This is a genomic window from Aquidulcibacter sp. (assembly GCF_049239865.1).
Lineage (GTDB): Bacteria > Pseudomonadota > Alphaproteobacteria > Caulobacterales > Aquidulcibacteraceae > Aquidulcibacter.
The window spans coordinates 16,033-32,867 of the sequence record NZ_JBMLTR010000218.1 but is presented as its reverse complement, the minus strand read 5'-3'; the positions used below and the strand labels follow the sequence as shown (position 1 = coordinate 32,867).

General features: G+C 55.8%; 15 protein-coding genes. 7 read left to right on the top strand and 8 right to left on the bottom strand.

Going from position 1 to position 16,835, the window contains the following annotated elements:
- The first annotated feature begins 23 nt into the window (after nucleotides 1–23).
- Nucleotides 24–1,082 carry a DUF2891 domain-containing protein gene (locus ACOVRA_RS14890; RefSeq protein WP_421720982.1) on the top strand — a complete coding sequence of 353 codons (1,059 nt, stop codon included), beginning with the start codon at nucleotides 24–26 and terminating at the stop codon, nucleotides 1,080–1,082.
- A gap of 8 nt (nucleotides 1,083–1,090) precedes the next feature.
- Here the strand turns inward: ACOVRA_RS14890 and ACOVRA_RS14885 are convergent, their stop codons facing one another.
- The gene (locus ACOVRA_RS14885) at nucleotides 1,091–1,972 is read right to left on the bottom strand and encodes a phosphodiester glycosidase family protein (protein ID WP_421720981.1); all 882 of its coding nucleotides are present in this window, start codon (nucleotides 1,970–1,972) and stop codon (nucleotides 1,091–1,093) included.
- A complete protein-coding gene (locus ACOVRA_RS14880; RefSeq protein ID WP_290803106.1) occupies nucleotides 1,969–2,439 on the bottom strand; it encodes an Lrp/AsnC family transcriptional regulator in 471 nt (156 codons plus the stop codon). Before ACOVRA_RS14880 ends, ACOVRA_RS14885 begins: the two co-directional genes overlap by 4 nt.
- A gap of 113 nt (nucleotides 2,440–2,552) precedes the next feature.
- Between ACOVRA_RS14880 and ald the strand changes: the two genes are divergently transcribed.
- Nucleotides 2,553–3,638: an alanine dehydrogenase gene (gene ald / locus ACOVRA_RS14875; protein ID WP_290803108.1), complete on the top strand. Its 1,086-nt coding sequence runs from the start codon at nucleotides 2,553–2,555 to the stop codon at nucleotides 3,636–3,638.
- Nucleotides 3,639–3,688: 50 nt separating this feature from the next.
- Here ald and ACOVRA_RS14870 read toward each other — a convergent pair whose 3' ends face one another.
- Nucleotides 3,689–4,789, bottom strand: a complete 1,101-nt coding sequence (locus ACOVRA_RS14870) for an NAD(P)/FAD-dependent oxidoreductase (RefSeq protein WP_421720980.1) — start codon at nucleotides 4,787–4,789, stop codon at nucleotides 3,689–3,691.
- Between the two features lie 15 nt (nucleotides 4,790–4,804).
- Nucleotides 4,805–5,461 carry a peptide-methionine (S)-S-oxide reductase MsrA gene (gene msrA / locus ACOVRA_RS14865; protein ID WP_421720979.1) on the bottom strand — a complete coding sequence of 219 codons (657 nt, stop codon included), beginning with the start codon at nucleotides 5,459–5,461 and terminating at the stop codon, nucleotides 4,805–4,807.
- A gap of 120 nt (nucleotides 5,462–5,581) precedes the next feature.
- On the opposite strand from msrA, the gene ACOVRA_RS14860 reads away from it, so the two are divergent.
- Together ACOVRA_RS14860 and ACOVRA_RS14855 are read left to right on the top strand one after the other, a co-directional pair.
- Nucleotides 5,582–6,634, top strand: a complete 1,053-nt coding sequence (locus ACOVRA_RS14860; RefSeq protein WP_421720978.1) for a phosphatidylglycerol lysyltransferase domain-containing protein — start codon at nucleotides 5,582–5,584, stop codon at nucleotides 6,632–6,634.
- A gap of 64 nt (nucleotides 6,635–6,698) precedes the next feature.
- Nucleotides 6,699–7,736 (top strand): VOC family protein, encoded by a 1,038-nt coding sequence (locus ACOVRA_RS14855; protein WP_421720977.1) that lies wholly within the window; start codon nucleotides 6,699–6,701, stop codon nucleotides 7,734–7,736.
- On the opposite strand, the gene ACOVRA_RS14850 is transcribed toward ACOVRA_RS14855, so the two are convergent.
- Entirely contained in the window at nucleotides 7,661–8,308 is a 648-nt protein-coding gene (locus ACOVRA_RS14850; RefSeq protein ID WP_421720976.1) for a precorrin-2 dehydrogenase/sirohydrochlorin ferrochelatase family protein, read from the bottom strand. The genes ACOVRA_RS14855 and ACOVRA_RS14850 overlap by 76 nt on opposite strands.
- A 187-nt stretch (nucleotides 8,309–8,495) precedes the next feature.
- On the opposite strand from ACOVRA_RS14850, the gene ACOVRA_RS14845 reads away from it, so the two are divergent.
- Together ACOVRA_RS14845 and ACOVRA_RS14840 are read left to right on the top strand one after the other, a co-directional pair.
- On the top strand, nucleotides 8,496–9,197 hold the full coding sequence (locus ACOVRA_RS14845) for a VIT1/CCC1 transporter family protein (RefSeq protein ID WP_421720975.1): 702 nt from the start codon (nucleotides 8,496–8,498) through the stop codon (nucleotides 9,195–9,197).
- A gap of 289 nt (nucleotides 9,198–9,486) precedes the next feature.
- Nucleotides 9,487–12,468 carry a TonB-dependent receptor plug domain-containing protein gene (locus tag ACOVRA_RS14840; protein WP_421720974.1) on the top strand — a complete coding sequence of 994 codons (2,982 nt, stop codon included), beginning with the start codon at nucleotides 9,487–9,489 and terminating at the stop codon, nucleotides 12,466–12,468.
- Nucleotides 12,469–12,555: 87 nt separating this feature from the next.
- Here the strand turns inward: ACOVRA_RS14840 and ACOVRA_RS14835 are convergent, their stop codons facing one another.
- Both ACOVRA_RS14835 and ACOVRA_RS14830 read right to left on the bottom strand, forming a co-directional pair.
- The gene (locus ACOVRA_RS14835) at nucleotides 12,556–12,726 is read right to left on the bottom strand and encodes a Flp family type IVb pilin (protein WP_421720973.1); all 171 of its coding nucleotides are present in this window, start codon (nucleotides 12,724–12,726) and stop codon (nucleotides 12,556–12,558) included.
- A 217-nt stretch (nucleotides 12,727–12,943) separates the two neighbouring features.
- Nucleotides 12,944–14,965, bottom strand: a complete 2,022-nt coding sequence (locus ACOVRA_RS14830; protein WP_421720972.1) for a hypothetical protein — start codon at nucleotides 14,963–14,965, stop codon at nucleotides 12,944–12,946.
- 261 nt (nucleotides 14,966–15,226) lie between these two features.
- Between ACOVRA_RS14830 and ACOVRA_RS14825 the strand changes: the two genes are divergently transcribed.
- A complete protein-coding gene (locus tag ACOVRA_RS14825; RefSeq protein WP_421720971.1) occupies nucleotides 15,227–16,291 on the top strand; it encodes a serine protease in 1,065 nt (354 codons plus the stop codon).
- 100 nt (nucleotides 16,292–16,391) lie between these two features.
- On the opposite strand, the gene ACOVRA_RS14820 is transcribed toward ACOVRA_RS14825, so the two are convergent.
- Nucleotides 16,392–16,676 (bottom strand): hypothetical protein, encoded by a 285-nt coding sequence (locus ACOVRA_RS14820; RefSeq protein WP_421720970.1) that lies wholly within the window; start codon nucleotides 16,674–16,676, stop codon nucleotides 16,392–16,394.
- Nucleotides 16,677–16,835: the final 159 nt, after the last annotated feature.

Genomic DNA, 16,835 nt, shown 5'->3' with positions numbered 1-16,835 from the left:
TCTTCGCCGTGTGCTTTGCCACCATGACCTCACCCAATGCTGAAGCCTCGGGCTTTGAAGAGGCGACAGGCCGGTTCGCCAACCTCGCTCTGTCGTGCATCCATACCGAATACCCGAACAAAATCGCCCATGTGCTGAATTCCGCCGAAGATGCGCGGACGCCCAGCCAGTTGACGCCAGCCTTTTACGGCTGCTTCGACCACCATTCTTCGGTACACGGACATTGGTTGCTGGCGCGGCTTGCAAGACTGTATCCGCAGGCATCTTATACACCTGCTGCCCGCCAAGCCTTAGCCAAAAGCCTGACCAAAGCGAATTTGGAAGCCGAACTTGCTTATATGAATGCCCCCGGTCGAGCGGGGTTTGAGCGCCCTTATGGCTTAGCTTGGATGCTGCAATTGGGCGCTGAGTTGCGACAATGGGCCAAGCAAGACCCAAGCGTCGCGAATTGGGCCGCTGATTTTGCGCCGCTAGAACAGCGGGCTGCAGGCCAACTCAAAAGCTGGCTGCCAAAGCTTCGAACTCCGATGCGCGTGGGAGAGCATTCTCAGACCGCCTTCGCTTTGGGCCTTGCCCGCGACTGGGCGGTCGAGGTGCAAGACAAGGCCTTTCTGGCGCTCATCGATGAGCGCGCCATGACTTACTTCGGCAAGGACCGAGACTGCCCCTTGCGGTTTGAGCCCGGGGGTGAGGATTTCGTTTCGGCTTGTTTGGGCGAAGCAGATCTGATGCGCCGCGTTTTGGCACCACAGGCCTATGCCAAATGGTTGAGTATTGCTTTGCCCACAATCCCCAAGACCGCCAGCGCAGACTGGTTGCCTGTTGGCATTGTGACGGATCGAACCGATGGCAAACTGGCCCATACTGATGGCCTCAACCTGTCACGTGCTTGGATGCTGGAGGGCATGGCCGCTGGCCTGCCCGCGCATGACAAACGCAGGCTTGCCCTATTGGCGGCAGCTAAAGCCCACCGTGACATTGCGTTGCCCGCTGTGACGGGCGAACATTATGAAGGCGGACATTGGTTGGGCACATTCGCGACCTATCTGGTGACCCAGCGCGGTCTGAAGGCTGGTCACTAAAAGGCCCTTTAGCCCTTTGTTCTAGATTTTAGGAACACGCCAATATGGGTGGCGACAGGTCTCTCCGTGCCCGGAATACCCCCTTGAATGGGGCGATTCAGGACACGCGGACCACGAACAGGATCTCGATATACGAGCGCCGTTGACCCACCACCATCGAGATTGATCGCATCAGCCGCCCCTAAGGCCTGCAGAATCAAGGCCGTTTCGGCAAAGCTAGCCCCTTCGCTATAGCCTGTTTGACGACCGTCAATGGTTACGAGCCATAGGCGGTCACCTGTCGCGTTTATGCCAAGGGCCGAGCGGGGATGGCGGGTTAAATTCTTCGGATCAACCTTGAGAGCACCCGCCTGAACCAATAGCGGCCCGGCTGCTAGGCCATTGGCAAAGCGTTCAGGGCAAGCCAAAGCCGCCAAAATCTGTACCTGTTTGCGGTCAAAACAAACGACCGCCTTCGCGACACCAGCTTTTTCGGGCGAGGAGGCAGGCGAAACCACGCGGCCATTAGACCTTGCAAAACCTTGCGCGTCTTGACCCACACCTTCTGTAGCAACCACAGGGCCAAAATAACCGCCATTGATCGCGACCACTGCACCGGACTCCCGCAGATAGGTCGATGTCGTCTTCGAGCGATATTCAGATGTGTCCGATGCGCTGCCACCTGAAACGGCAAACGAGAGGCCAGAGGTTTTCAAATCGATCTCTATGATCGCGACCTGCATCGGCACAGCGCCGGGCCATGCCCTCTGGCTATAAGAAATGCCATCAGCCACCACGTTTTTTGGAGGCGTCAAATCAAAGGGCTTGCCCGACGAGAGTGGGGCACCACTCGCGCAGGCCGAAAGCGCTACGAAGGCAAACAAAGCGAGATATCGGGTGATCGGCTTCATCGAATTGGTAGTCCTCGTAAAGGCGACACTGCACGCATCGCGATGGCCGTATTGACCCTAACCACACTGGGTAGCCGTGTCAGTACTTCACGGTGAATACGTTCAAGATCGGCCACATCGCGGGCCGCGACGCGGAGCAGATAATCCGAATCCCCGGTCATCAACCAACATTCCAACACCTCGGGTGCCGCCCGCACTGCACTTTCAAACGCTGCCAGATCGCGGTCGGTTTGCGCACCCAAAGCGATGGAGACAAACACCGTCAGACTAAAGCCCAATCGCGCCGCATTCAGCTCCGCCCGATAGCCCTCCAGCACACCGGACTTCTCCAAGACATCGAGGCGCCGACGGCAGGCGCTTTCCGACAAAGCGATTTTATCGGCCAAAGTAGCGATGCTTGCGCGGCCATCGCGTTGTAGCAAGCGAAGCAAAGCGCGGTCCTTATCATCAAGCGTAGCGGATTCCATTGCGAAACATCCTTTTTATCGAGCTTTCCACTACTAAATCTGAACGGCTAGGGCAAGTTTGCGCGGAACCGCCGTTCAAAGCGTGCTAAGGTTATCCATCACAGGAGACAGACATGAAAATTGGCGTGCCTAAGGAAATTAAGCCTCAAGAAAACCGCGTCGGCGCAACGCCGGGCACCGTCGCACAGCTGGTTGCCGCTGGTCATGAGGTGTTCGTTGAGTCCAATGCTGGCGCTGGCATTGGCGTTTCCAATGAAGCCTATGAAAAAGTGGGCGCCAAAATTCTGCCAGACGCGGATGCCGTGTTTGAAGCCGCGACCATGATTGTGAAGGTGAAAGAGCCTCAGCCGATCGAATGCGCGCGCCTGAAACCGCACCATATCCTGTTTACCTACCTCCACTTGGCCCCAGATCCAGAACAAGCCAAGGCGCTGATGGCGTCTGGTTGCACTGCGATTGCCTATGAAACCGTTGTGGGCCGCGATGGTGGACTTCCGCTTCTGGCCCCAATGTCAGAAGTGGCGGGCCGGATGGCGACCCAGGTTGGCGCACATTGCCTTCTCAAGCCTCAAGGTGGCCTAGGCAAGTTAATGGGCGGCGTGCCAGGCGTTGCACCTGCCAAAGTCGTCATTCTGGGCGGCGGCGTCGCTGGCCTCAACGCGTGCGAGATCGCTCATGGTATGCGCGCCGATGTTACGGTTTTTGACCGCTCGAAGGCCGCACTGGTTGCGATTGACCGCCAATTTGGCGGCATGGTCACGACCCTGATGTCGACCCCGGATGCCGTTGAAGAAGCCTGTATCGAAGCCGATCTGGTGATTGGCGCAGTGTTGATCCCCGGCGCTTCGGCACCAAAGCTTGTGACCAAAGACATGCTGTCGCGTATGAAGGACGGCTCTGTCCTGGTCGATATTTCGATTGACCAAGGCGGGTGCTTTGAGACATCGCACGCCACGACACATGCTGAACCGACCTATGTTGTCGATGGCGTGGTGCATTATTGCGTGGCCAACATGCCAGGTGCTGCACCTTTGACCTCGACCTATGCCCTCAATGGCGTGACCGCTCCCTATATGCTGGCACTGGCCAATAAGGGCGTCGACCAAGCTTTGGCGGAAGATCCAGGTTTTGCTTTGGGCCTCAATGTTCGCGGCGGTCAAATCATGCACCAAGCCGTGAAAGAAGCCCTCGGCCTTTAATCCAAACAAGCAAGCGGGAGGGCAAAGCCAGCTCTCCCACTTTGCTCGCTCTAAGCCAAACGACTGGCGACCTCTTCACCAATCGCGAAGGAAGAGGTTAGGCCGGGGGAGTCGATCCCAAACAAGCAAACCAAACCTTCCAAGCCGTGGCTGGACTGGTCGAGGATGCGGAAATCCTCAAACTGGGTCAGCGCATTGCCGACTTTAGGCCGGATGCCCGCATAGTCGGCTTGCATCAGGCTTTCGTCTAAACCAGGCCAATAGGCGCGGATCGATTCCGCGAACATCGCCTTCCGGCTTTCATCCACACGATAGTCCAAGGTGTCGACCGGCTGAACATCTGGGCCGAAGCGGGCGTGGCCACTCATATCCGGCGTTACGTGAATGCCAAGCCCACCGGCAGATGGCATCGGATAGATCAAATGCGTGAAGGGGGCCTTTCCGCCATAGGTGAAGTAATTGCCCTTCGCGAACCTGGTTTCGGGTACCAAGGCGGGATCAAGGCCCTCAACCGCACGGCCGGCTTGTGTGGACCAAAGGCCTGCCGACAAAATGAGCTGGCGCGTGGTCAGCGTCATCGGCTCTTCGCCGCCAACGCGGACTTCAAAACCACCTGCAATTGGAGTGGCACCTAAGAAAGGTGCATTGCGCGCTAGCGCACCGCCAAGATCTTCAATCACGCCCAAAAGCGCCAGCATGTAGGAATGGCTATCGACAATACCGCTGGAGGGCGACCAGATGGCTGCTTGCGCCACAATCTCGGGCTCCATCTGTTTGATCCGGTCTGGGCCGATAATCTCCAAGTCTGGGATATCATTGGCATGACCGCGATCATGGATAACCTGCAAGGCGGCAACATCGGAAGCTGAAGGCGCAACGATTAGCTTGCCGAGCGCGCGTGCGGATATCCCCCGCTCCGCGCAAAAGGCATACATGGCATGCTTACCGGCAACACATAGTCGCGCCTTTAGAGATCCAGTCGGGTAGTACATGCCTGCATGAATGACCTCGGAATTGCGCGAGGAGGTTTCTTCACCGAAGCGGCTATTCTTCTCTAACACAATAACGCTTTGACCCCGGCTAGCCAAAGCACGGCCGACTGCAAGGCCAACCACGCCGGCACCGACTACAATTACGTCTGTATCGGTCACGGCGCTGTTTTCCTCTTAGACTTCAACACCTGTGCCGATGGAGCAAGCCACACCGGTTCCACCAATGCCGCAATAGCCGCCAGGATTTTTGGCCAGATATTGTTGGTGATAGTCCTCAGCATAATAGAATTCCGGTGCCAGCATCACTTCGGTGGTAATCGGCCCATAGCCCGACTTCGCCAAGGCGGTTGCATACTGGGCGCGCACAGCTTCGGCAACCTGCAACTCCTGCGTATTGTTCACATAAATGCCAGAACGATATTGGGTGCCAATATCGCCACCTTGCCGCATGCCCTGCGTTGGATCGTGATTCTCGAAGAAGACCTTCAACAAGCCTTCCAATGCGATCTCGCCGGGATCATAAACCACTAGGACCACTTCATTGTGACCCGTCATGCCCGTGCAGACTTCTTCATAAGTAGGATTAGGTGTTAGACCAGCACTATAGCCGACTGCGGATGAGTAAACGCCGGGGGTTTGCCAGAACTTACGCTCCGCCCCCCAGAAACAACCCAGTCCAAGAGTAATGGTCTTGAGGTTCTCGGGCCACGGCCCTTTCAGGGGGCGACCATTGACAAAGTGACGTGCAGGCACATCTATCGGCGTGGACCGTCCCTTCAAAGCTTCGTGAGCCGCTGGGAATTGTAATTTCTTCTGTTTGGAAAATAGCATAGTAAGTCGCTCCAGAGCTTTCCTAGATATAGGTCTCAGGATCTTTTACGCCAGATGCGTCTTTCGGGTTTCGTGTCAGTCTTTGATTAATCACATTCTGCGACACCTACTAGGATGAGTATGACAGCTGAACTTGCCACTCCAAGATTGCTTCCCCGCCGATTTGGTTTGAACAAACCAAAGTTGGAGGTGCATGAAGGCGATTTAGCGCGCGCCGATCTGATCCTGTCACGCGCAACTTATTGTGATCCCCAATCCAATGCTGCGCTTCTTGGTGACAAGCGCCTATTGTTTTCGCCCTCGGGTCGCAGCTTTTTGAGCTATGCGCCCAAGGGGCGCACGTGGCTGGCCTTCGGTGCACCGGTAGGGCAAGCTGAGGAAGCAATCGGCCTCGCACAGCGCTTTATCACCATTGCCCGCAAACGCGGCGCAAAGCCTGCATTTTATGGCGTTGGGCCCAGCTTTGAAGGTATCGCTGAGGCGTTGGACTTACAAAAAGTCAAGACGGGCGAACGCGCCATTTTGGACCTCACGACATTTTCACTTGATGGCAAACAGCGCCAAGTCATTCGCACCCATCGCAATCGCCATATCAAAAACCAGTTTAGCGTTCGCATTGAAGGGCCTGGTGCCGTACGCGCCAATCTGGCCCGCTTGCAGACCATCTCTGACCAATGGCTGGTGCACCAAGCTGGCGGCGAAAAAGGCTTTGGGCTCGGTCGGTTTGATGTGCATTATATCGACCGTCTGCCCCTCGCGACCGTTCGGGCCGCCGATGGCCACATCGCTGCTTTTGCCTGCCTATGGCCTACCGCTGACAAGTCACGTATCGGCGTTGATCTGATGCGTTATGGCGAAGATGCGCCGAACGGCGTGATGGACTATCTGTTCGCTGAGCTGTTCTTGTGGGCCAAAGCGCAGGGCTATCAAGCGTTTGACTTGAATACCTCGCCACTGGCGGGGGTGGAACCCTGCAGCAGTTCGCCTTTTGTCACCAATTTGGCCAAGCTAATGTATGAGCACGGCGAGAAACTGTATAATTTTCAAGGTGTACGGCGCTTCAAAAACAAGTTCCATCCGGAGTGGGAGGACGTCTATCTCGCCGCCCCGAAAGGGGTGTCGCACTTCGTCGCACTGGCGCGGGCGACTTTATTGATCAATCGGCCGCTCTAATCTGCGCACCAATCACGGCAAAATCCACCCTCGACTTCACAAAAAGCCTCGCTAGAGTGGTCGCATGCGTACGATCATCTTTGCTCTCTTGTCGTTTGTAACCTTTTGGGTTGCCCCAGTTTCCGTCACGGCCAAGCCAGTTCAGCCTGAAATCGGCAAGGGCTGGCAAGAAGCGGTGGTCCATGTGGCCGACCCAGCGCCGTGGGTGGCGTTTTTTACTGAGGATGCCAGTTGGAAAGTGGCCTCACGCGGCCGCATCGACCCCACCATCCTCAAATCCTGGAATCTCGCGCCCACTGTTACAGGCACGGAGGTTCTTTTGGTGAATGAGGGCGACTCCAAAGGCTGGATTCGCCTTGTGACCTTAAAAGGCATCGCTTCAGAGCCGATCCGTCCAGCCGCACAGGCTTGGGACCCCGGTGGCTGGTTCTCTTTGATGACCCGTTCGCGAGATGCCACCACTGTTTACAAGAAGGCCATCGCACGCGGTTGGACGGCCTATAGCAGCCCGCAAGAATTCAGCTTTGGCGGCGTTCAATTGCGCAATGTCGTGATCCGCGGGCCAGACGGCGTCAATGTGTCAATCTACGAGCGCTTGGTACCGAAGCTGGAGGGCTGGGAAACCATTAAGGGTATCAGCCGCGTGTTTAATGTTATGACCATGGTCAAGGATTTCGAAGCCGAGCGCGCCTTTTTTCAAGAGGGCTTGGGCTTTGGCGCGTGGTTCATCGGCAATTATGAAGACACCATACCGGTGGCCACCAATTTCGGCCTCCCCGTCAATCTTTCCATCCAAATCCCGCGTCGGTCAGGGATTTTGTGGGAGAGCCAGAGCGAAGATGGCCGGGTTGAACTCATGCGCTTTGTCGGTTTGGAAGGCGTTGACCACGCCCCGCGCGCCAACTTCACAAATCGTGGCATCGTGGCCCTTAGGCTGCCAGTGGCCAATTTAGACGCTTGGGTTAGCAAGGTGCGCGCGAAAGGCATTGAGGTAAGCACAATAGGTCAGCCTAGCCGCCTTGCCCCTTACGGGCGGGTGAAAACAGCTTGGGTCCAGTCCCCCAATGGCGGGATCGTCGAAGCCTTTGAAGTCCTGCCTTGATTAGACGCGGACGGATCCGGCGGCCCGAAAGTAGCGACCAGCTTTTCGAAGGCCGCTTGCCGCATCTCAGCCATGCTGGCCCCGGCTCTCTTTTGCTCCAGTCGCTCGGCGGTTAGGGTTTCCAGCATCTCTGCCCAAGCCTCTGGAAAGGCTGCGGTCAGGCGCTCGCGCACATAAGAAGCCGCAGCGGGGCTGCCCCCACCGGTTCCGGCACTCAATACCAACCGCCCTCGACGGACGATTGCCGGGGTATGAAAGTCGCATAACGGCAGCACATCTTCGGTATTGAGGAGGACTTTCGCAGCGCGAGCGGCAGCGCCGAGCAGCTCTGCCTCAGCGGGCTCTAGGTCCGCTACCCACATGAGTTGCAAGGCAGCCAAATCATCGGCGTTGGGCAGCCGCGCGATTAGGTCTGAACCGGCTGCCGCGACAAGCTCTGGCTCAGGCCGATCCGAATAGATCAGGGGCGTCGTACCTAAGCCTTGGAACCAAGCCAATCGACGAACGGTCAGTGTGCCCCGCCCAACCAAGCCGATCCGAGTCTGCGCCGGGTCTAAATGAATGGGTATCATGCTGTGCCGCCCTTATTGTTTTGCAGCATCGTTTTAGGCGGCTTTGCGTTGAGAATGAACCCCGAAGAATTTTTGCGCCTTCCTTGGGACTTTTTGTCGCGCCTCTCACGGTGGCGATTGCTCGACGGCACCTAAAAATTAGCGCAAACAGACCATTCACAATTTCTTGATCGAGGATGAGAGCCCAATGGCACGTTACCATGGACATACCGAGCGCCACGCTATTGCGCGTATAAGCTGGCTGCGGGCGGCAGTTCTGGGGGCAAATGACGGCATTGTCTCCACCGCCAGCTTGATCGTAGGTGTAGCAGCGGCTGCTGCAACGCGGGACTCGATCCTGCTGACTGGCGCTGCAGGGTTAGTGGCGGGTGCCATGTCCATGGCGGCGGGCGAATATGTCTCCGTCAGCTCGCAAGCCGATAGCGAAGCCGCCGATATCTCTAAAGAGCGGCAGGAGCTGATTGATACGCCCGACCATGAACTTGCAGAACTGACTGCGATTTATGTGGCCCGCGGCCTGGAAAAAGAGCTTGCCCAACAAGTCGCCGTCCAAATGACAGCCCATGATGCTTTGGCCGCTCATACACGCGATGAATTGGGCATTAGCGAACACACCACAGCCAAGCCGATTCAGGCTGCCTTGACCTCAGCTGCCACCTTCAGCGTCGGGGCTGCCCTGCCTTTGGCGACCGTCATTCTGGTTCCATCGTCAATGATCATTCCAACCGTATCAATTGGTGCGCTGGTGTTCCTAGGGCTGCTGGGCGGACTTGGGGCCACAACCGGCGGGGCAAAGCCTTTACCAGCAGTTCTACGCGTGACGTTCTGGGGAGCCTTAGCCATGGCTCTGACCGCAGGGATCGGGCATTTTATCGGCGCGTCGATCTAGAAGGCCCAAGGACTTTAACTGGATAGGTGCCCAGAATTGAGGCGCGAGATGTGTGTCATTTTAGCACTCATGCTTAAGAATTTTGCATCGCTTAGCACCACATCACTGAAGATTGGCCGATTGCGCACCGGAATAGCTCCGTCGCGGTCCCCCAAGCGCTTGCGCGGCTGCGCAACACGAGATTAGTATATCCTTTCTGATGGGGGCATCGGCACTATTGGCACACCAGTCATGGCCGCGATTCCCTTACGTTTTGATGTTTTCGCGTTGAGCTTTAGGAGAATACGCCATGAAACTTCGCAATTGGGCACAGGTAGGTTTGATTACCTGCTTGGCAGGGCCCGCTTTCGCACAGACTGCGGCAACTACGCCGGCGCCGGAAGCCAAACCAGTCGAAACAATTATCGTTACGGGGTCCAGCATTCGTCGTCAGGTTGAGAACAGCGCACTGCCGCTGCAAATCGTCAGCCGAGAAGACCTGAAACGCGAAGGCATTTCCAGCCCAGAGCAATTGGTCGCCTATTTGACGGCGAACGTCGCGGGGATCGACAACCTCGCGTCTAACGCGGACGTCACGGAAAACCGCGGTGCACGGGGTGGGTCTTTCGCCAACTTGCGTGGTCAAGGCTCTGCCGGGACTTTGATCTTGCTGAACGGCCGCCGCGTTGCGGCCCACGGGATCAATGGTGGCGCGGTTGATATCAACCAATTGCCAATTGCCGCCATGCAGCGCGTTGATGTGCTGAAAGACGGCGCGTCGGCCATCTATGGTACAGATGCAATCGGCGGCGTGATGAACTTTATCACCCGAACAGACTATCAAGGCCTGAACGCCCGCGTCTTCACGGACGTGACCGAAGAGGGCGGCGGCAATATCTATCAAGCCTCCTTGATGGGCGGCTATGGCGATATTTCGACCCAGAACTTCAACATCATGGCCACGGTAAGCTATCGTAAGAACGATGAACTGCTGGCGAGCGAGCGTGATTTTATCGACACCTTCCAGATCAATCGTGGTCTATCGCCCGATACGCGTGGCACACCGTTCGGGACCATCTTCCCGCTGACAACGTCAGCCACCTCACCCTTCACACCGAATGGCACGTTGTGGGGAACGACTGCGACAGCGCCACTGGTTCCTGGCTCCACGACGCTTCGCTACACCAACGGGGTGAACCCCTTGGCCTTGCCAGGCGGACTTGGTTGCTCTGCCATCAAAGATATGGACGATTATGCCGAGCAAATCTGGTTCTCGCCTACGAACTCCGTCACAGCCAGCTTAGCCTGTTCGTGGGACTCAGGCGAACAAGCTAGTATCCAGCAGCAGCAAGAAACCTTGAACGGCCTCGTGCGCGCTGTTTATCGCGTCGGCAAGCATGAGATCGTTGGCGAATTCACCGCTTCTGATGCGACCGCCGACAACCGCTTTTCCCATATTCAGTTGACCCCCAATGCGACAGCCATTGGCGGCCCTGACTCAACCTCTTTGAACTTCGCTTATTTCCGCATTCCAGGTGTCAATGACGCGGTTTATGACCGGATTGCAAATGCTTTGGTCGCGGCTTTCCCAACCGATACGGCACTGGCTGCTCGTCGGGCGCTGAACCTGCCAATCGCCATGCGCTGGCGTTGTATTGAGTGCGGACGTCGCGAAGTCAGCACCAACACCAAAACCAGTCGCTACTTTGTAGGTGCTGATGGTCCATTGCCCTTCGGCGATTGGAACTATCGCGTGGGCGCGTCCCAAGCCACCAGTGAAGCGGAATCGACCTTGGGCAGCGGCTATTATTACCGCAATGCGTTCTCGGTGAATGGTGTCCAAAAGAACAACGGCATCGTGAACGTCTTTAACTCTGGCGTCCTCAATCCCTTCTTGTTGCCCGGCCAACAACAAACGGCCGCCGCTTTGACTGCACTTGAAACGGCTTCGGCGCGCGGTGTCACCTTGTTTGGTGGCAAGTTCACCGTCACCCAATTTGATGGCTCAATGTCCGGTCCTCTGTTTGAGTTGCCAGGCGGCAAGGCTTATGCGGCGATTGGCGTCGATTTCCGGACTGAGGAATATGCATTCAATGGTGACCGCCGGGTTGCTGCGGAGCGGGCCAACATCTTGGGCGCGCCCTTTGATGATGCCAATGCGTTGAGCAATGTCAGCCGTGATGTGAAAGCCGTCTTTGCCGAAATGGTCTTCCCCGTTTTGGACAATTTGGAATTCACCATTGCTGGTCGCGTCGACGAATATGACGGGTTTGGCCGTACAACCAATCCAAAATACTCGTTCAGATATTCGCCATTGGACATGCTGACATTCCGCGGTTCTTATAGCACGGGCTTCCGCGTGCCATCGTTCAACCAAATCTACAACGGCGTTACAGCGGTTGACTTGGCTTTGGGCTCGGCTGTGGTCGATCCAAAGACCTGCGCAACTTTGGTCGTCTCAACCTTGCCCGGCTGCGGCAATATTCTCGACCTTGGCCCTGTGCGCGAATTAACGGGCGGGAACCTTGGCCTCGGCCCTGAAGAGGCAGAGAACCTATCGTTGGGCTTCGTCTTGAAGTTTGCGAAAAATGCCTCGGCCACGGTTGACTGGTGGCGGATTGAACGGACTGGCACGATCGCCTCTCTAACCCGCACCCAGTTGCAACAGAACTATACCGACTTCGAAAGCAAGTTCGTCCGTGATCCCGTCTCAGGCCGCATCATCACCATCGACCGCCGGATCTTGAATGCCGGTGGGAGCTTGATGGAGGGCATGGAAATCAGCCTTCGGAACAGCGGCGAGATCATGGGTACGAAATGGAGTGCGGCGCTCGATGGTACTCACATCATCAACCGTCAATCCAAGTTGTTACCATCGGCGGCTTATGGCGCAAATGAAGTTGATAAGTGGACCCGCTTCCAAGACTTGACCTTGTCTTGGCGGCACAATGCCTTTGTGACGCTAAGTCGTGGTGATTGGGCCGCAACTCTGTCGCAATCCTATCGCCCAAGCTATCTGGATAATGCCAATTATCTGGGCATCGCATCGGGCGTGGTTGTCCCCGCGAATTACCAGCAACGGGTCAAGAGCTACACCACTTATAACACCACGGTCACCTACCGCGGGATCAAGAACATGGTGATCACTGGCGGGATCAAGAACCTGCTGAATGAAGATCCACCATTCACCCTGAATTACGATTCAGACTTGGGTAGCGGGAGCTCGTGGGATCCACGCGTTGCAGACCCGCGCGGCCGGGCATTTACGCTTAGCTTGGAGTATGAGTTCTAAAGCCTTGCTGGCCAATTATCATCAACGCAAACGAAAACGGGGCCACTTGGCCCCGTTTTTTTTGATCGCTGATTGCTCGAGCCGGATTTAACGGCTGCCGATCGACGTTCCAACCGTATTGAAACGGTTGCTCATATTGTTCCCAAGGCGACCCAAGGAGGTGATGAGCACAACAGCGATCAACGCTGCGATCAGACCATATTCAATGGCCGTCGCACCAGATTCGCCCTTACGAAACTTTTGCAGAAACTTTTTCAACGGACTTTTCCTTCTGACATGCGCGAGAGAGATGGCATCTACTAAGCGAGTTGCTTTTCTCCTCAGGTATAACGTTTAGGGCTAAATAATAAAAATCAGGTAAAATTGGTCGATAAGATCCAATCAAATAGAGTGCATATCAAGCATTGATATGTATTCAAAATTCTGCATGCAATAAAAAATAATGCACTTGAAATCAGTCACAACCAACAAGCAATTAAACTGGTACTGTGATATTCTTGCCGCCAAAGACCGACTGCCAATTTTCAATCTCGCTCACAACCACGTCATCAGTAGCATGCACTAATTCCGCTACGTTCGCATAGGAGATCAGTTGATCGGGCCCCGCAAGCAAAATCGCGCCTCGCTCGGCAATCACATCAAGCTTTTCCGCGGTGACTTCGGAGATTGCCGAGAAGCGCTCAAAATCACCGAAATAGCGGATTGATGCGATCGCACCGCCAAAGGTTGGCAGAAAGACTCCTAGAAAGGTAAAGAGCTTTGAAAAATGGCTCGCCACTTCTTTAGAGATCAAATGCGTTGTCCCTGCGAGCTTGAGCCCAAGATAGAGTGACACCGAGACGACCGCGAGGGTAAATAGCGTTTCGGACAATTGGTCTAAGCGATGATGTGTCTTATGCAAGCGCTTGGCCTTTTGCCGATGATAGGCGCTTTGTGCGGCGACGTGGCGAAGGACGAGATCAGAAAGCGCGGTGCGCAAGTAGGATGAGGTGATTGTCACGCGCGGAAGGCCCACATCTCGCAAACCATGGCGGACATACCATTCGGGCCAAGACGTCTGTGTGCCCCGTGGCCAACGTCCAGCCGGGCGCGCCACACCGAGTGTCAGCAAGATCGTCGCGTGTCGCAAATACTCAGCTACGCGCCGTGTCTCAAACCAACGACGGTGCCAACGGCGCTTCTGTCCAATCCAAGTGATGGCCAGAATTCCGGCGAGCAAGACAAGTTCAAACCCGGCGAAAATCCACTTCTGCTCACTCGAGGCAATCGGCAAATAAGCTATGCCGCCAACCACAGCAAAGGCACCGAACAAGAAGTTGAGGACCATGCCGCCGCGATAGGCGTCAGATAAATGCGACGAGATGCCATCCGCCCAAGCGAGGCGTTTGTGGATGTCTGCAGAAATCTTCTCCACAAACCCCGGATCTTGCTTCAACAAGTTGCGGGCAGCCTCAATCTGCACTCGCCCACTACCTGTCAGAATCGCCTCTGGACTTTCATAGGAGACGCCGAGGTTTCGGAAACGATCAGCCATGCCCTCTGAACCAAAAAGCGCCTCCACCCGACGATAACCATGCCACCAAAACTGACTCTTTGGTCGCCACTTTTCGGTATCGAGCGCCTTTAATCCCTCCTCATGGTCAACCTTCTGGGCCTTGGCTTTGCCGGGTGTGGGGCGCAGAACCGATTCAACCAGTGTGCGCAAATCAGCAAGAGGTTGCGTTGGTTCCCCCGCCAGATGAGGCAGAACGGCCAAATGCTCCGGCACACTCAAAATGCGCCAGCTTCGAGGGTTGCGCGCATCAATCCAAAGCACCGGTGTGCCCATCGACAGGGCGAGCGCGATGGTATGGCCGGTACCACCGACAAAGCTAGTACTCGCCCCGTCCCAAACACCGACCACGAGATCTGATTGCTCGATCATGACTTGGGCAGCCAAGGCGACACGTTCAGAAGCTGCAAAGGAATAGGCCTGGGCAGCATTGACATCTTTTGGGGCGGTCAGCTTGGCAAGATAGAGGCGCTCTATCAGCGCATCCCGGTCTGCGAGCTCAAACAGACGAGCGGAATCAACTAACTCATCAATCACAGCCGCCCGTGCTTTGGTTGGGGGGGAGCAGGTTCCAGTCCCCGTTAACAAAAAGTGGGCTTCATCGGCATTTGCCGGATGGGCATTAATCGCGGTATTCAGCTTGCGCCCAAAAGGCAAAGGCGCGACCAATTCCCAATCCCGGTTCTTGGCTTGGCGCGCAGCGATTTGATCGAGCCCATCGACCAAGAGGGAGTGCATGCGAGTTGGCGCGACTGTCTTGTGCGGCTGGGTTAGGCGCTCTTGGGCAACCGCCATATCAAACATATCGAATACTTGGCTCAAGGCCTCTTCGATCGCGGCCCGGTTGACCGAGAAGGCGGGGTTAGCTTCACGATGGCCCGTCACGCCCAAGCACAAACGGATTGCGGGAGCGGCGGGGACTGAAAACAATATGGGCTTAGCCATGGACACGAGCTATCCCCAGCCAAGTCGAATCGTGAATTTCGGGGGCTCTAGAGCCTGTGAGGTGGCTATGCCTCTCATTTGAAATCCTCATTCTCGTCCCGCCGATTTCCAACGTGCCTTAAAATTCGAAGTCCCAGCGTTACAGGAGCCGCATGATCTCGTCGAGGCCTTAGTAGGGGGCTTTTCGGGTCTTTCACATCTTGATTTTCCCCCATTTACCTCGATAGTCGATCCTCAGATTTTGCATCGTGAGTTTTTGACATGCTTTTTCAAGCTGCCGGTATTTCTGGGCATCTGGCAGTTATCGCATTCTTGGCGATGCTGGGTATCGGGTCATCTTCAGCCGCCCACGACATGGCACCCGATGCACCTCCTATGCTGCCGGAGACTATTCTGGGTGGCGCGGATCAGGACTATGAAGTGGAACCGTTTGAGCGGCTCCAGATTTTTGACGGCTGCGTTATGAATCTCGACGGCAGTCAAAAATTTTGCATTCACAAAGGCATTGGCGGCTTCCTTCTTGACCCGAATGAAGCCCGTTGGCAGGCGCAAATCTCAAGAAATGTTCCGGCCTCGGAGTATTCAGCCGCAGATCGTCGGAAGTTTCCATTATGGGAGCTTAATCACGTTTGTGGTGGGTCTTTGATTGCACCAAATTGGATCCTGACGGCGGCGCACTGTGTCAATCGGGAGGATATACGCCGCTATGGCTTGACTGTTCGCTTAGGGGTTGGCGACCTATCAAAGTCAGAAGGGGTTGCCTTCAGGATTGACCGCGCGATTGTCCATCAAGACTATAGCACCACGACAAAACTAAACGACATCGCCCTGTTGCATTATGTCGATGAGCGCACCGACCGCAAATCGCTGACGGAACTGGGCATAGAGCCCATCTTCCTCCACGGGGACCTGGGCGAAGGCCCTCGGCTTACACCAGACCATCGATTGATAACCATGGGATGGGGTGTGACTTCTACCGGACCTGACGGTCGTAATTCAAAGAATCTTTTAGGCTTTAGACTCAACCGCATGCCAAATGAGTTTTGTGCCCAAGCGCTGAAGGCACCAGAGCGGATCGATGCGAGCGTGATTTGTGCTATCGGGCCGGGGATTGACGCCTGCCAAGGCGACAGTGGCGGCCCTCTCAATGCAGCGGTCTACCATTACGATTCCCGTCGCACCGTTGCGGTTCAAGTTGGCATTGTAAGTTGGGGAATTGGCTGTGCTGTTCCCGGAAATCCCGGCGTCTACACACGCGTTTCTCGGCATTTAAGCTGGATCCGTCGGGCAATGGCGGCCCCCGGGGACGTGACCGTCATGCGCTAAAGGTTTGGCGTATCGCCCAGTGAATCAAGCAAAGCTAAGGCGGGTACCTGCATGGCTGCAACGGCACCCGCCCGCTCACGATAGAGAAGAAAATTAAGCCCTATTTCGGTGCTTCCGGTGCACGACGATCTGGGTTTGCACGATCTTCTTCAGCAGGCGGCATTTCTGCTGGTGCAGCTGCGTCGACGGCATTCATGCTCTCTTCTGGCATGGCAGCGGCAGCATCGGTCGCATTCATAGCAGCATCTGAAGCCGCATCAGCAGCTGGCGCAACTTCATTGGTGGCGGCCGCATCTGCTGCAGGTTCAGCAGGTTTCGGCTGGCTGCAGCCTGCAACTGCGATGCCCGCGACGGCAGCAAGTGCGATGAGTTTCAGTTTCAACATTTCAGACCCTCCCAAACAATTTGGACCTCGAGCTTAAGCTGACCCGCAAGGGTTTTGCAATCAGGAAAATGGCGACTTTGGATGGTCGGGAGCGTCATTTTCGCCAAACTGCCCGATTATTTTTACCCAAGGGTCTGATTTTGGTTGCAGTCGCTCCAA

Excerpts from the sequence above, each read along its gene's own strand:
- ACOVRA_RS14830 (WP_421720972.1), bottom strand. The coding sequence starts at position 14,965 with ATGGCTAAGCCCATATTGTTTTCAGTCCCCGCCGCTCCCGCAATCCGT.
- ACOVRA_RS14885 (WP_421720981.1), bottom strand. The coding sequence starts at position 1,972 with ATGAAGCCGATCACCCGATATCTCGCTTTGTTTGCCTTCGTAGCGCTT.
- ACOVRA_RS14845 (WP_421720975.1), top strand. The coding sequence starts at position 8,496 with ATGGCACGTTACCATGGACATACCGAGCGCCACGCTATTGCGCGTATA.
- ACOVRA_RS14825 (WP_421720971.1), top strand. The coding sequence starts at position 15,227 with ATGCTTTTTCAAGCTGCCGGTATTTCTGGGCATCTGGCAGTTATCGCA.
- ald (WP_290803108.1), top strand. The coding sequence starts at position 2,553 with ATGAAAATTGGCGTGCCTAAGGAAATTAAGCCTCAAGAAAACCGCGTC.
- ACOVRA_RS14840 (WP_421720974.1), top strand. The coding sequence starts at position 9,487 with ATGAAACTTCGCAATTGGGCACAGGTAGGTTTGATTACCTGCTTGGCA.
- ACOVRA_RS14855 (WP_421720977.1), top strand. The coding sequence starts at position 6,699 with ATGCGTACGATCATCTTTGCTCTCTTGTCGTTTGTAACCTTTTGGGTT.
- ACOVRA_RS14880 (WP_290803106.1), bottom strand. The coding sequence starts at position 2,439 with ATGGAATCCGCTACGCTTGATGATAAGGACCGCGCTTTGCTTCGCTTG.
- msrA (WP_421720979.1), bottom strand. The coding sequence starts at position 5,461 with ATGCTATTTTCCAAACAGAAGAAATTACAATTCCCAGCGGCTCACGAA.
- ACOVRA_RS14890 (WP_421720982.1), top strand. The coding sequence starts at position 24 with ATGACCTCACCCAATGCTGAAGCCTCGGGCTTTGAAGAGGCGACAGGC.
- ACOVRA_RS14820 (WP_421720970.1), bottom strand. The coding sequence starts at position 16,676 with ATGTTGAAACTGAAACTCATCGCACTTGCTGCCGTCGCGGGCATCGCA.
- ACOVRA_RS14860 (WP_421720978.1), top strand. The coding sequence starts at position 5,582 with ATGACAGCTGAACTTGCCACTCCAAGATTGCTTCCCCGCCGATTTGGT.
- ACOVRA_RS14850 (WP_421720976.1), bottom strand. The coding sequence starts at position 8,308 with ATGATACCCATTCATTTAGACCCGGCGCAGACTCGGATCGGCTTGGTT.